The following is a 15,421-nucleotide window of genomic DNA, read 5'->3' on the forward strand; positions in this document are numbered from 1 at the left end:
TTGTTTGCTTCCCTAATTAAGTTTTCGGACGGCCTCCCCCAGATTCCACTTGATTCCTCCATTCTGACCTGCTACATAGTTGCAGAGCGGGATGCCGGGATGGCTGAGGTTGGAAAGATAAAGTGGCTGATCCTCAACAAACTGCGGACAGGTGAAGGTATCCCCCTTTGCCAGCTTGCTGTTGATGCTATCCACAACCTCGAAGGTATCATTGCCCTTGTACATGATGGTAAGCACTCTGCCCGGGCACCAGGTCAATCTCACCTGTCCCCCCTTCTGCAGGGCATCCGCTATAAGCTTACTCTTCACGAAGAAGCGGCTGGAAGACAAGCCCTCCTGCCCACCTACAAAGGAAGCCCAATCAGGATAGCCCACCATGCGGGAAAGCAAATTGAGATTATACTTGCTCGGATTGCATGGCGAAGCCACATAGCCCCACATACGCTTCAGGGTACTCACCGAGATGGTCTCGTTGGTATAGCCCTCTATCTGGCGGGAGAGAAATTCAAAGTCTTTAGGTGTCTTGACGGATCTTCCCACCAAGGTTTCCACTTCCTGCTTCAAGCGCTCGAAATCTTCTGGATTATAATTATCTATCATTTTCTATTCCTTTCTTTTTTGCAGCAAAGATACACATTTTTTCCCACTCCCAATCATTCTTTTTTCATTTTCTTCATCAGTCTTTGAAAATGAACCAATTTGAACCAATGCTATCTCAAAAGTTTTTCGTAATTTTGCAGCACAAATAGAAAAACTAGGATATGACAATCCATCTATCAAACATAACCAAATAGGAAACAACTCCTATTCCGGGACAGAATCTTCGCTAAGAACGGTACATAGATAGGCTCTCCTCCCAATATTTTAAGGTAGGAGAGCCTTTTTCCTTAAAAAAGTTGGGCGATTAAGAAAAAAATCGTATCTTTGCCCCATATCTATCAATACGGAAAGTAGAAATCTTAAAATTACAGATTATGAATAGAATTTATCCTACTCTCAGTTTCATATTGCTGCTCGGTTTGCATGCAACACCAAGCTTTTCGCAGAACGATGACTTTGTGAAACAGTTCCAGCAGTCAAGACAGGCGATGCTGGATGATTACAACAAGTTCCGCAACACCATACTTACCGACTACGATAAGTATATGCAAGGCGTATGGAAAGAATACAAGAAGTTTAAGGGAGATGTGCGCTCGCAGGTGCCTAAGCCTAAGACGCCACCAACATATACAGCTCCGAAACAACCGGAGAAACCGGTTACCGTGAAGCCTAAGATGCCGGTAAGCCCGATCCTGATTCCGGAAGGCGGATTCGGAGATCTCGTAAACAGACCCGACCTCTCGAAGGTACCAGCCCTGCCAGACGATCCGCTGGCTAAGGTTCCTGCCGTTCCGGTAACTCCGGAGACTCCGAAGAAGCCAGATCCAAAGGCTCCTACCGTCCGTCCAAAAATAGAACCGGTGAAGAAGCCGAAACTGCCAGAGGTAAAGCCTGATATTCCAGACATCGAATACACCGGTTCGGGTATCGAACTGCCGCTGATGCCTGCCGTAGCAGCCGTGCCAGTCATGCCTGCCCTGCCAAACGTGCCTCACGTCAACATTCCGGCAAGCAAGCAGACCATTGACGTCAACTTCTATGGTGCAAACCTGCAGATGCAAAAGGCAACCCGACTCGCTTCCATGAGCATCAGCTCTACCGATGATGTGGTGAACTACTGGAAGAATCTCAAGCAATCAGACCTCAAGGAAGTAACCCAGGCTTTCGCCACCGAATCACGCAAGATGGGACTCAGCGACTGGGGTTCTGCCATGCTCGTAGAGAAATACATCGATACCGCCATGCCAAACGCCAGCCAGAATGAGAAGATCATCGCTTCGCAGTATGTGCTTGCCAACTGCGGCTACAACGTACGCCTTGCCCTGTGCGGCAACCACGTTGTGATGCTCATCCCTTACGTGGAGCACGTATTCGAGAAGTCGTACCTCAATATCGACGGCAAGCGCTACTACATCTATCCGAACGTAGAGGATGAAGGATCCTTCCGTTCCTGCGAACTGCCTAAGGGCGCAGAGCTGGGTAAGGACATGGGACTGAGATTCACCGGCAAGACCGTGATTGGCGATGAAGCCAAGCCATTCAGATACGAAGCTGCGGGCATCACCCTGCAGGGCGAAGTACCAACCGGCGTCATGCCGCTGCTCGATGAATACCCTATCATAGATATTCCTACCGTAGCCGCATCTGTAGTAGATAAGAGTCTGCGCGACGATGTGGTGAAGCAGATCAGAGCACAGGTACAGGATCTCGGCGAACAGGAAGCAGCCAACCGCATCCTGCGATTCATACAGATGGGATTCCCATACGCTACCGATGATGAGCAGTTCCATCGCGAGAAGTATTTCTACTTCGAGGAAAGTCTCTACTATCCTAAGAACGACTGCGAAGACCGCGCCATCTTCTATGCCTATCTGGTACACGAGATCCTCGGACTCGATGTACATCTCATCCAGTTCACAGGACACGAATGTACAGCCGTAGCCTTCCATGAGCCGGTAGAGAACGGAACCTCATACGAGTACAAGGGCAAGAAGTTCTACATCTGCGACCCAACCTACATCGGAGCCAAGATCGGTAAGTGCATGCCTAGCTATGCCAAGGAATCACCACAGATAGAAGTATGGTATTGATACATATATAATAATGCAAATAGCCGCATCCCATGTGAGATGCGGCTATTTGCATTATTATTCGTAATCTATCATATTCTATTCATATTCAATGATATTCTCAAACTGATTCCATGCAGAATTGCGATAAGCATCGAAGCTGCCTTTTGGAACATACAGGATGACACGCTTGAAATCAGATTCACTGAAGACATCCTGAATCCTGGTCTTCCAGATGGCATTGCCGATGACTGGCGGCAAGGCGCTTCGGAAACAGATGCTGTGCAGATTCGGACTGTTCTCCACCATCTGCTTCATCACATGGAACTTGGTATCCGGAAACACCAGTTTCCTCAGATCGGGCTGATCGGCAAACGCCTTCTTTTCGATTTCATCTATCTTATAGGTCATTCCCTGGAAGTTGACCGTTTTAGGTACCTCGATACAGGAATCCTTGGAATTGGCAGCCCTGACCGATACGACTCCACCACCCCACGACTTATAAGCCAGGTTTCCTATCTTAAACTCTGCCACCACATCGTATCCACGAGGAGGCTCGTTCACCTTATTATATATAACCACACCCGTAGTACATGCCGCCAATATTCCCGAAGAAATCCAGAAGGCAAGCAGGTTGCGATGCAGAGAATGAATATGCTGGCGCATGGCGGTCATGTTGGGATATCGCTCCTCCAACGGACGGAGGCAACGCCTCAATCCCAGGCGATAAGAGAAATTCAGCCTCATCTTATCCAGGATAACGCCCACGCTGTAGATATCATTGCGCACATCGGTAGGTCCGCCCTTCTGCTGTTCTGGAGAAACATATCCATCTGTTCCCGCCGGTTCCTTCAGTACGGCATAGCTGTCAGCATCAGCCAATCCGAAATCTATCAGCTTCAGCACGCGTCCATTGCGGGTAACCATTATGTTGGAAGGTTTCAGGTCACGATGCACCACCTGCATGTCGTGTACAAACTCAAGTACCACGAGCAGCTGGTTGGCGATATGCACCCTTTCCATCTTGGAATGATGTTGCAGGAGCCACTCTTCCAGAGTCACTCCATCTATCCATTCCATCACAAGACATTTGCCATATCCGTCCACTTCTTCGATACCCGTCACCTCGACAACTCCGGGATGCTGGACATGCTTCATGATATCGAATTCCTTCTGAAGCAAGCTCTGATACACCTCGCTATTGCGCACAGCGGGAGCGAGCGCCTTCAAGATCCACCACCTGCCATCACGCTTGGCACGGATAAGGATATTAAAGCCACTAGCCGAGATTTCTGTCATGTTGCTGAACTGCGCAGAAGTCGTTTCTGAGGGAGGGAAATAAAAACCCGATACTTGCTCCATGCATGCAAAGATACAACATTTTATAGAAACCCACACTATTTTTTCAAATTTTATCTCCTTTTTGAACAGAATCATGGTGATAAATCATCAAAAAGTCGTATCTTTGCAGCCGAAATTGCAATTTTATATATAATTAATGAAGATTCTAGTAACGGGTGCGTCGGGTTTTATCGGCAGTTACATCGTAGAAGAAGCCTTGCGACAAGGCATGGAAACCTGGGCGGCAGTACGCCCTACCAGTTCCAGAAAATACCTGCAAGACGAGCGCATCCATTTCATCAACCTCAATCTTTCTTCAGAGGAAGAGTTGGAGAAGGAACTCGCTCCGCACGAGTTCGACTATATAGTGCATGCAGCTGGCGCTACCAAGTGTTTGCATGCAGAGGATTTCTATAAGGTTAACACCGAGGGCACCAAGCACCTGGTGAATGCCATCCTGCATCTGGGGATGCCCATCAAGCGATTTGTCTTCGTCAGCTCGCTCAGCATCTTCGGAGCCATCCGCGAGGAGCAGCCTTATCAGGAAATCTGCGAGAACGATGTGCCTAAGCCTAATACGGCATACGGCAAGAGCAAGCTTGCCGCAGAGCGCTATCTCGACAGCATCGGCAACAATTTCCCTTATATCATCCTGCGTCCTACCGGCGTATATGGTCCAAGAGAAAAAGACTATTTCCTCATGGCGCAGAGCATCAGGCAGCACGTGGATTTTGCTGTAGGATTCAAACGTCAGGACATCACCTTCGTGTATGTTCAGGATGTGGTGCAGGCTGTTTTCCTTGCCCTAGACCATGGTATGAACGGCAGGAAATACTTCCTCAGCGATGGCGAAGTTTACCAGTCGGAAGCTTTCAGCGACCTGATTCATAAGGAATTGGGCAATCCATGGATGTTGCGCATCAAGGCTCCTATCTGGGTGCTCCGCATCGTAACCTTCTTTGGCGAGTATCTCGGCAGAATGACCGGTAGGATGTCGGCACTGAACAATGACAAGTATAACATCCTGAAACAGCGCAACTGGCGTTGTGACATCGAGCCAGCCATGGACGAGCTGGGCTATCATCCCCACTACCCTCTGTCAAGAGGTGTAAAGCTTGCCATCAAGTGGTACAAGGATAACGGATGGCTGTAAAAGCATATCATAAAGTTCAATGTTCAAATCTCAAAGTTCAAAGTAACACCGTGATAAAAGATTATTTTAAGATAGAAAAGAACCCCAAGAAGGGACTCCTGCCACTGGAATGGGTGATGCTGGGCTATATGGCGATAACAGTCTTCACCATGCTCTTTACCTTTACCAAGGTGGTGAATCCGGAGTCGATGCTTTGGGGCAGATTGAGAATTCTGGTCATGACCCTTGCCCTTTGGGGCGTATATCGCATGATTCCATGCAGGATAACGAAGATGGTGCGCATCATGGCGCAGATTGCCCTGCTTGCCTGGTGGTATCCAGACACTTACGAGATCAACCGAATGTTTCCCAACCTCGATCATCTCTTTGCGGGATGGGAACAGGATCTCTTCGGATGCCAGCCTGCCCTGCTCTTTGCCAAGGCAATGCCGTGGGCGGTGGTGAGCGAACTGATGTCGATGGGATACTTCATGTATTATCCGATGATAGCAGCGGTAGTACTCTACTATTTCTTCTGCAGATACTACGAGGCAGAAAGAGTTAGCTTTGTATTGCTTGCCAGCTTCTTCATCTACTATCTCATCTACATCTACGTGCCGGTGGTAGGACCAACGTTCTACTTCGACGCCGTGGGAGTGCAGGATATTGCCAAGGGCATCTTCCCGGCAATGGGCGATTACTTCAGTACCCATACCAACTGTCTGCCAACCCCAGGCTATACCGACGGAATCTTCTACCAGCTCGTAGAGGATGCCAAGGAAGCAGGAGAGCGACCTACCGCCGCCTTCCCGAGTTCGCACGTGGGCGTAAGTACCATCTGTATGCTCCTTGCCTGGCACAGCAGAAACCGCAAGCTGCTCTTCACCATGCTGCCATTCTACATCTTCCTGTGTATGGCTACCGTGTATATCCAGGCGCATTATCTCATCGATGCCATCGCCGGATGGATCTCTGCCATAGTCATCTACTTCATGCTGATGGCAGTTTCAAAGAACATGAAATGATGGCGGTATGGAAGATACAGGAAAGAAATCATTTTAATACATCAAACATAAATTAGAATTCATCTAGAACAATGAAGAAACTATTTATTGAAACTTATGGCTGCCAGATGAACGTGGCAGACAGTGAGGTAGTTGCCTCTGTAATGCAGATGGCAGGCTACGAGATTTGTGAGAAAGAAGAAGAGGCTGATGCCATCTTCCTGAACACCTGCAGTATCCGCGAGAATGCGGAAAACAAGATTTACCATCGCCTCGACACCCTCCATGCTGAGCAGAAGAAGGGAAGAAAGGTGATTCTCGGCGTATTGGGCTGTATGGCAGAGCGAGTAAAGGATGACCTCATCCAGAACCACTATGCCAACCTGGTCTGTGGACCCGACAGCTATCTCAACCTGCCGGATATGATTGCGCAGTGCGAGTTGGGTACCAATGCCATCAACATTGAACTTTCAAAGACCGAGACCTACCGTGACATCGTGCCTCAGCGCATCGGTGGCAACAGAGTGAGCGGTTTCGTAAGCATCATGCGTGGTTGCAACAACTTCTGCCACTACTGCATCGTGCCTTATACCCGTGGACGTGAACGCAGCCGCGATGCCGAGAGCATCCTGCGTGAGGTTCGCGATTTGCAGCAGCGTGGCTTCAAGGAAGTTACCCTGTTGGGACAGAACGTGAACAGCTACGGTCTCTCTCCATCGGGCAAGCGCGAGGAAGGCAGTCTTTCCTTCGCCGAGCTCCTTCACATGGTAGCCCAGGCAGTGCCAGACATGCGTGTACGCTTCACCACCTCTAACCCAGAGGATATGACCGAGGACATTCTCCAGGCCATCGCCGATGAGCCAAACCTCTGCAAGCACATCCACTTCCCAGCCCAGAACGGAAGCAACAAGATACTGAAGCTGATGAACCGCAAATACACCCGTGAGGAGTATCTGCAGCACATCGCCGACATCAAGCGCATCATCCCAGGCTGCGGCATCACCACCGACATCTTCGTGGGTTATCACGACGAAACCGAGGAAGACCATCAGGAAACCCTCTCGCTGGTGAAGGAAGTAGGCTTCGACAGCGCCTTCATGTTCAAATATTCAGAGCGCCCAGGCACCTACGCCGCCAAGCATCTGCCAGACAACGTTTCTGAGGAAACCAAGATAGCCCGCCTCAACGAGCTGATCAAGCTGCAGACCGAGGTGAGTGCTGAGCAGAACAAGAAGGATGAGGGCAAGGAATTCACCATCCTCATCGAGAACTTCAGCAAGCGCAGCCGTGAGCAGATGATGGGTCGCACCGAGCAGAACAAGGCAGTGGTCATCGACAAGGGTAACCACCACATCGGAGAGTTCGTAAAGGTCCGCATCACCGGTTCTACCTCTGCTACCCTCTTCGGAGAGGAAGTAAAGGAGTAAGGATGCTCCCTCTAAAAGAGTAAGAATGCTTCTTCTGAAAAAGATGTGAAAATTACCCAATCACTCCCTAAAGAAGAAAAAACGGAGCCAAAACGACTCTTCTATAAGAAAAAACTGAATAAAAGTCAAGAAAGACCGCCAAAAGTTTGGCGGTCTTCCTTAAAAACACTATATTTGCACCTATGAAGGAATTTTTGCAAATCTTACGACGATTCGTCCCTCCCTACAAGAAGTATCTGGGGCTCTCTGTTCTGTTCAATATCCTGTCTGCGGTATTGAACATCTTTTCGTTTGCAGCCTTGATACCAATCCTGCAGATTCTCTTCCAGGTAGATGGCGGAATCCGTGCCAACGACTATATGGAATGGGACGGAACGCTGGGCAGCATCAAGGAAGTGGCAACCAACAACCTGTATTATTATATCCAGGAGTTCATCGTGGCGCACAGTGCATCACTGGCTCTGCTGGTTATCGGCTTGTTCCTTGCCTTCATGACATTCCTCAAGACGGGAGCTTATTTTCTGTCTTCAGCCACCATCATCCCTATCCGTACGGGTATTGTTCGCGATATCCGCAACCAGCTCTACCAGAAGATTACCTCGCTTTCGCTGGGCTTCTTCAGCGAAGAGCGCAAGGGCGATATCATCGCCCGAATGAGCGGTGATGTGCAGGAAGTGGAGAACAGCATCATGTCGTCGCTCGATATGCTCTTCAAGAATCCTATTCTCATTCTCTTCTATTTCATCACACTCATCTGCATCAGCTGGCAGCTCACCCTCTTCACCATCCTCTTTGTGCCACCATTCGGCTGGTTCATGGGAGTAGTGGGCAAGAAACTGAAGGCACACAGTATCGAGGCACAGGCACTTTGGAGCGATACGATGAGTATGGTAGAAGAAACCTTGAGCGGCTTGCGCATCATCAAGGCGTTCTGCGCCGAAGATAAGATGAACAAGCGTTTCGACCAGGTTAACAGCAGCTACCGCGATAACATCATGCGTGTTAATATCCGTCAGCAGATGGCGCACCCGATGAGTGAGTTCCTGGGAACCATCCTCATCGTGGTAGTATTGTGGTTTGGCGGTATCCTGGTTCTGGATTACGGCAGAATCGATGGTCCTACCATCATCTTCTACCTCGTGATGCTCTACAGCATCATCAACCCACTGAAGGAATTCTCCAAGGCGAGTTACAATATCCCAAAGGGATTGGCAAGTATGGAGCGTATCGACAAGATTCTGAAAGCCGAGATCGAAATCAAGGACAAGGAGGACCCTGAGCATATCAGCAGCTTCGAGCATCAGATAGAGTTCCGCCACGTATCTTTCGCCTATACCGATCATCAGAACGATGAGCTGGTTTATGTATTGAAGGATATCAATCTGGTGATTCCTAAGGGAAAGACCATCGCACTGGTGGGACAGAGCGGTAGCGGAAAGAGTACGATGCTCGACCTAATTCCTCGCTACTACGATGTACAGGAGGGCGAGGTGCTCATCGACGGCATCAATGTGAAAGACCTTGCCGTACACGATCTCCGCCAGCTGATAGGTAATGTAAACCAGGAGGCAATCCTCTTCAATGCCAGCTTCAAGGACAACATCCGCTTCGGCAAGACAGATGCTACCGATGAAGATATCGCCAATGCGGCAAAGATAGCCAATGCCTACGAGTTCATTACCAAGTCGGAACATGGTTTCGATACCGGAATCGGTGATCGTGGCGGCAGACTCTCCGGCGGTCAGCGCCAGCGTGTGAGCATCGCCCGTGCCATCCTCAAGAATCCTCCTATCCTTATCCTCGACGAGGCTACCTCTGCTCTCGATACTGAGAGCGAGCGCCTGGTACAGGATGCCCTGGAGAGATTGATGAAGACCCGTACCACCGTGGCAGTGGCCCACCGACTGAGTACCATCAAGCATGCCGATGAAATCTGCGTACTGCACGAGGGCAGGATTGTGGAGCGTGGTACCCACGATGAACTGATTAGAAAAGACGGATATTACAAGAAGTTGCACGACATGCAGCAGGTGTAATTGAGTAAAGAGTTAATAGTTAAGAATTTATAGTTTTACAGATGGTTAAGATTGTTTATGCATTCTTTTATGCGATATCGCTGCTGCCATTCAGGCTGCTCTATTGCATTGCCGATTTTGAGTACTTCATGATGTATCGCGTCATCAAGTACCGCAGGGGTATTGTGCGTAAGAATCTCACCACCTCTTTTCCTGAGAAATCAGAAGAAGAGATTATCGACATCGAGAAGAAGTTCTATCACTGGTTCAGCGATTACTTCTTCGAGGCTGTCAAACTGCTCAGCATCAGAGACAAGGAGTTGCACCAGCGATTCCAGGTCATCAACAGCGAGGAAGTGGAGCAATGTTTCCTGGAAGGTCAGAACGTAGCAGCTATCCTGGGCCATTACTGCAACTGGGAGTGGCTCTCATGCGTGGGTATCGAACTGCCTAAGTCACGCAAGATAGGCCTCATCTATCACCCTCTGCGTAACCATGCCTTCGACGAGCTCTTCAAGCGCATCCGTTCTCACGAGGAGAATGGCGTGGTGGTGCCCAAGAAAGAAATTCTCCGCTATCTGGTGGATTACAAGCGCAAGGGCATCATGAACATCTTCGGCTACATCAGCGACCAGGGTCCCAAGTGGGAGAACATCCACCTGTGGCTTCCTTTCCTCAACCATCCCGAAACCCCAGTGTTTACTGGCGGCGAAAGAATCATGAAAAAGATGAACGATGCCGTGTTCTATGTAGAGATGTCGCGCCCTAAGCGAGGCTACTACACGGCAACCTACAAGCTCATCACCCGTGAGCCAAACACCCTGCCGGAGCACGAGATTACCCGTCGTTTCTTCCAGATGCTGGAAAAAACCATCCGCAAGAATCCACCTTATTATTTATGGACGCATAACAGATGGAAGCGAACCAGGGAGGAGTTTGACAAGCGATATGAAGTGGTGAAGGGGAAAGTTGTGCCAAGAGAATAGAGTTGTTCCAAAAGACTAGAGTTTATCTTAATAATAGAAAGGGTTACAAGATGATAGAAGCCAAAAGAGTACCTTATGGAGTCTCTGATTTCCTGAGAGTTATCAGAGAAAATCAGTATTACGTAGATAAGACTATGTATATTCCGTTGTTGGAGGCTCAACCCGACAACCTGATATTCATTCGCCCTCGCCGCTTCGGCAAGAGCCTGTTCCTCAGTATGCTTGAAGCTTACTATGACTGCAAGCTAAAAGACCAGTTCCAGGAAATCTTCGGAGGTCTCTGGATTGGCAGTCAGCCTACCCCACAACAGGGTAAGTATCAGGTACTGACGCTCGATTTCTCACAGGTAGGAGGAAACATCGACAACCTGGAAGAGCGCTTCAACTCATATTGCAATATCTGCTTTGACGCTTTCATCAACAGATATGCACAATTCTACGATGAAACAACCAGAAAGGCTGTTCTTGCAGAGGATGTAGCATCCAACAAGCTTGCTACTATCCAAAAATACGCAAAAGAACAGAATTATCAGCTGTATCTCATCATTGATGAATACGACAACTTCACCAATACCGTGCTCAACGAGCAGGGCGAAGAAGTGTATCATGCGATGACACATGCCAGCGGTTTCTACCGCGACTACTTCAAGAAGTTCAAGGGCTCATTCGCCAAGATTTTCATGATGGGTGTAAGCCCTGTAACACTAGACGATGTTACCAGCGGCTTCAACATCGGCTGGCATATATCAACCAAGCCTGAGTTTGACAAGATGCTGGGCTTCAGCACAGAAGATGTGCGAGCCATGTTTACCCGTTATCGTGATGCGGGACAGATACCGGCAGATAGCAATATCGAGGCAATGATAGAAGAAATAAAGCCGTGGTATGACAATTATTGCTTCTCAGCGGCATGCTTAAACAGCAAGGTTAGGGTTTTCAATTGTGATATGGTGTTATATTATCTCCGTAACTACATGGACGATGGTAAAGCCCCAAAACAGATGATAGACCCCAACACGAAGACCGACTACAACAAGATGAAGCGACTGCTCCAGCTCGACAAGCTAGACGGCAACCGCAAGGGCATCATCCGCAGGATTACGGAGGAAGGCAGCATCGTATCGAATCTATACGAAACCTTCCCTGCCAGTGAAATCGTGAAGCCGGAATACTTCCCAAGCCTGCTGTTCTATTACGGCATGCTTACCATCAAGGATACTTTCGGCGACCAGTTGCTCTTGGGAATCCCGAACAACAATGTCCGCCGTCAATATTATGGCTATCTGCAGGAGCAATATCAGGAAATCAACCATATCAACCTGAATGAGTTTGGTTATATGCTCACCTGCATGGCGTTTTATGGAAAATGGGAAGATGTCTTGGGCTTTATGTCGAAGGCTTACGCCGAAGTGGCATCAGTAAGAGATGGTATCGAAGCCGAGCGCAACCTGCAAGGTTTCTTTATGGCATATCTCTACCTGAGCAGCTATTACATTACGGCTCCCGAGCTTGAGTTGAATCACGGCTATTGCGATTTCTTCCTCTTACCCGACCTAACCCACTATCCTACCAAGCATAGCTACATCATCGAACTGAAGATGTTGCCAGCCAAGGATTTCGAGGCAAAAGCCGAGGCACAATGGCAGGAAGCAGTAGAACAGATCAATCGGTATGCCGAAGCACCAAGAATAGAAGTCTTGCGCCAAGGCACGACATTGCATAAAATCATCATCCAGTTTGCCGGATGGGAAATGAAACGAATGGAAGAAGTATAAACTTGCACATCTAATCAATAGGCTATATGAAGGAAAGAAGATTATGTTATATCAGCCGCACTTATTACAATCAGACAAGTGCTGGCAACAAGGCAAAGACAGATTACGAAAAGGTGCTGCACTCGATGGGGGCAGCAAGCATCGGCTTGCCTTGCAAAATCGACAACAATAAATTCCTGGCCTTCTTCTATAACCTGGCGAGTACCCTCATCGCCTGCTCTCGCATACAGAAAGGAGATGTCATCGTACTGCAATATCCTGTAAAGAAATATTTTTCCTTCATCTGCAAGATGGCACACCTCAAAGGAGCCAAGACCATTTCCCTGATTCATGATTTGGGCAGTTTCCGACGAAAGAAACTAACCGTAGCCCAGGAATTGAAACGCCTGAGCCACACCGACTATATCATCGCCACCAACCAGGCGATGAAACTGTGGCTTGAGCAACAAGGCTTGGAAAAGCCTATCGGAGCCCTGGGATTCCATGATTATCTGTCGCCATCCGTTGCAGCAGACAAGAAGCACCAGCCCAACAAGGTATGGAATATCGTATATGCTGGCTCACTCAACCTGCGCAAAAACGCCTTTATCCTGAAGATGCAGGAACTGGATTACCAGTTTAAGTTTCATCTTTATGGAAACATGGAAGATTATGATGCCGTGGCAAAAGACAAGAACATCGTATGGCACGGCTTTATGAATGCCGACGATTTCATCAAGCAAGTGCATGGAAACTTCGGTTTGGTATGGGATGGAGATTCCCTGGAAGAATGCCATGGCGACTTCGGAAGCTATCTGAAATACAACACCCCGCACAAGGCATCCTTCTACCTGCGTGCCGGATTACCTATCATCGTATGGAAAGAATCTGCCATTGCTCCGCTTGTAGAAGAGAGGGGAGTGGGATTTGCCATCAACTCCCTGAAAGAACTTCCAGGGCGCCTAGCCGGCATTTCGGAAGAAGAATATGCCGGTATGCTTGCCCAAACAAAGCAGATGGCGATAGCTATTAACAATGGCGAGAATCTGAAAAACGCTATTCAGGAATGTTCGCTTTAGAAATCCTCAACAGTAAGTTTTTAACATAAAAAGTCGATGAACAATGAAGAATATATTAATAGACTTTACACGATTAGCGGAAAAGTGCGGCTTTGGTGAAATCGCAGACAACTACAGCCAGCAGCTCATCAGCATTTCCGACATACAGGATATGCACTTCATCTTCCTGGTAAAGGAGAAGCATAAAGGATTTGCCGGAAACAACGTGGATTATGTATCAGTGGAACATCTGGCACATGATTTAAGGAAGCTCAACAAGAAAATTGATTTGTGGCATTCCACAGACCAATTGTTCATCAAGCGCAAACACAAAAAGGGGATGAAGAACATCCTGACTATCCATGACCTCAACTTCCTGCACGAGAAGAAAGGTATCCATCGCCTGAAAACCCTCTGGAAGATGAAATGGCATATCAGACGTTCTGACTATATCACCGTCATCTCTGAATATGTAAAAGATGACCTGCTGAACCATATCGATATAGGCAACAAACCATTGGATGTGATTTATAATGGCATCAAAGATACGGATCTGGAGCTGCAGAAGAAGCCGGAATACATCAAAGACGACAAGAAGTTCTTCTTTACCATCGGTCAGACCAGAGCCAAGAAGAATTTCAAGACTCTGATTCCGATGATGAAGTTCCTTCCGGAATATAAACTCTATATCTGCGGAAAGCCTTATAGCAAGCACTATTACGAACTGCAGAGAATCAAGGAAGAATGGGGTACGGAGAATGTAATCTTTACAGGAGAAATCAGCAATGCCGAGAAAAACTGGATGTATGCCCACTGTGAAGCCTTCCTCTTCCCTAGCCTTTTAGAGGGATTCGGACTCCCGGTACTGGAAGCCATGAGATTCAACGCCAAGGTCTTCTCTTCCAGATTCACCAGTCTGCCAGAGGTATGTAAGAACCATGCCACCTATTTCGACTCCTATGTTCCGGAAGAGATGGCGGCTACCGTAAAGGCTGGTATCGCCCAATGGAGCAAAGACTCGGAAGAGGCAAAAGCTGCCAGGGAATATTCGCTAGGCTATACTTACAGCAAATATACCCAAACCTACATCAACCTGTATAAGAAGATGTTAGGCATATAAGATATATGATATGACATATAAGATATGGCATGTACTGAGATATGCCCTTCTCACTTTTTGAAAAGGGCATATCTTACTACATGCCATAAATGCTTGATCTTAATCTCGATGAATCGTCCCAGTTTTCTCTTTCGCCAACTACCCGCAACGCGATGCACTCCTATCGTCTCGCTATCCACCGGATAATGATTGTTGGGAGCAACAAGATGCGTAGGATAAACCGTCAAGCCAGGCATCACCTGCTTTTCGTCCTTCATCTGCCATCCGAAAGACTTCGCCACAGCCGACATCGTATAAGGTGAAATCGTATCATTGAAAGAGCCATCCGGATTCTTGAAATGGCGGTTCTGATAATATTCAAACATCTTCTGGCAGAACGCATTGCCCGCAGTACCCATAAAGAAGGCTGCCTGCAAGCCAAACTCCTCTTTATCCTTCTCGTTGAAAGTGGCAAAGCCATCCTCTGGAAGAATCTCATCAAAACGACGATGCAGATAGATATCGCTATCCATATAAATACCACCTTCTTTGTAAACGGCATAGAATCGCACAACATCGGCAGCGAAAGCCCACTTTCGGGCCTCCAGGGCCTCATCGATAAAGGCACAGCCAATAGACTTTGCCGCAGCATAATCCCAAACTTTAACTACATAGTCGGGCATCAGGCACTTCCATGTATCCAAACAAACCTTTATCTCTACAGGATAAGGGTCATTGCTAAACCAGCAAAGGTGAATGAGTTTTGGTGTCATCTCTATTATTCTCTTTTTCTGCAAAGGTACGAAAAACTATCCAAAGAGCAAAAAAAATCCCGGAATATTTGCCATACTCAATTATGTTTAGTACCTTTGCACCTATACACAATATAAGCTTTAACATTTATTGTTTATCTTGCATGCAAGATAATGGCAACAA

The 15,421-nt window shown here is 47.8% G+C and carries 12 protein-coding genes; 9 read left to right on the forward strand and 3 right to left on the reverse strand.

Features of this window, described 5'->3' with window-relative positions; translation table 11 throughout:
- Positions 1–12: 12 nt before the first annotated feature.
- Positions 13–600 carry a hypothetical protein gene (locus DXD25_RS12485; RefSeq protein WP_117663795.1) on the reverse strand — a complete coding sequence of 196 codons (588 nt, stop codon included), beginning with the start codon at positions 598–600 and terminating at the stop codon, positions 13–15.
- Positions 601–974: 374 nt separating this feature from the next.
- Between DXD25_RS12485 and DXD25_RS12490 the strand changes: the two genes are divergently transcribed.
- On the forward strand, positions 975–2,690 hold the full coding sequence (locus DXD25_RS12490) for a hypothetical protein (protein ID WP_117663796.1): 1,716 nt from the start codon (positions 975–977) through the stop codon (positions 2,688–2,690).
- Positions 2,691–2,768: 78 nt separating this feature from the next.
- On the opposite strand, the gene DXD25_RS12495 is transcribed toward DXD25_RS12490, so the two are convergent.
- Entirely contained in the window at positions 2,769–3,968 is a 1,200-nt protein-coding gene (locus tag DXD25_RS12495; RefSeq protein ID WP_158556337.1) for a serine/threonine-protein kinase, read from the reverse strand.
- 199 nt (positions 3,969–4,167) lie between these two features.
- On the opposite strand from DXD25_RS12495, the gene DXD25_RS12500 reads away from it, so the two are divergent.
- The 8 genes from DXD25_RS12500 (at position 4,168) to DXD25_RS12535 (ending at position 14,506) form a co-directional block, all read left to right on the forward strand.
- Positions 4,168–5,163, forward strand: a complete 996-nt coding sequence (locus DXD25_RS12500) for an NAD(P)-dependent oxidoreductase (protein ID WP_117663798.1) — start codon at positions 4,168–4,170, stop codon at positions 5,161–5,163.
- Positions 5,164–5,213: 50 nt separating this feature from the next.
- On the forward strand, positions 5,214–6,167 hold the full coding sequence (locus tag DXD25_RS12505; RefSeq protein ID WP_233522308.1) for a phosphatase PAP2 family protein: 954 nt from the start codon (positions 5,214–5,216) through the stop codon (positions 6,165–6,167).
- 71 nt (positions 6,168–6,238) lie between these two features.
- Positions 6,239–7,573 (forward strand): tRNA (N6-isopentenyl adenosine(37)-C2)-methylthiotransferase MiaB, encoded by a 1,335-nt coding sequence (miaB, locus tag DXD25_RS12510; protein WP_117663800.1) that lies wholly within the window; start codon positions 6,239–6,241, stop codon positions 7,571–7,573.
- Between the two features lie 182 nt (positions 7,574–7,755).
- Complete coding sequence (locus DXD25_RS12515) at positions 7,756–9,609, forward strand: ABC transporter ATP-binding protein (protein ID WP_117663801.1); 1,854 nt, start codon at positions 7,756–7,758, stop codon at positions 9,607–9,609.
- Positions 9,610–9,650: 41 nt separating this feature from the next.
- Positions 9,651–10,574, forward strand: a complete 924-nt coding sequence (locus DXD25_RS12520; RefSeq protein ID WP_117663802.1) for a lysophospholipid acyltransferase family protein — start codon at positions 9,651–9,653, stop codon at positions 10,572–10,574.
- A gap of 50 nt (positions 10,575–10,624) precedes the next feature.
- Positions 10,625–12,349 carry an ATP-binding protein gene (locus DXD25_RS12525; RefSeq protein ID WP_117663803.1) on the forward strand — a complete coding sequence of 575 codons (1,725 nt, stop codon included), beginning with the start codon at positions 10,625–10,627 and terminating at the stop codon, positions 12,347–12,349.
- A gap of 26 nt (positions 12,350–12,375) precedes the next feature.
- Positions 12,376–13,407, forward strand: a complete 1,032-nt coding sequence (locus tag DXD25_RS12530) for a hypothetical protein (protein ID WP_089544752.1) — start codon at positions 12,376–12,378, stop codon at positions 13,405–13,407.
- 43 nt (positions 13,408–13,450) lie between these two features.
- Positions 13,451–14,506: a glycosyltransferase family 1 protein gene (locus tag DXD25_RS12535; RefSeq protein WP_089544753.1), complete on the forward strand. Its 1,056-nt coding sequence runs from the start codon at positions 13,451–13,453 to the stop codon at positions 14,504–14,506.
- 50 nt (positions 14,507–14,556) lie between these two features.
- Here DXD25_RS12535 and DXD25_RS12540 read toward each other — a convergent pair whose 3' ends face one another.
- Positions 14,557–15,258 (reverse strand): glycosyltransferase family 32 protein, encoded by a 702-nt coding sequence (locus DXD25_RS12540; RefSeq protein ID WP_117663804.1) that lies wholly within the window; start codon positions 15,256–15,258, stop codon positions 14,557–14,559.
- Positions 15,259–15,421 lie beyond the last annotated feature (163 nt).

Origin of the sequence: Prevotella sp. TF12-30 (genome assembly GCF_003436715.1) — a bacterium.
Classification (GTDB): Bacteria; Bacteroidota; Bacteroidia; order Bacteroidales; family Bacteroidaceae; genus Prevotella; species Prevotella copri_A.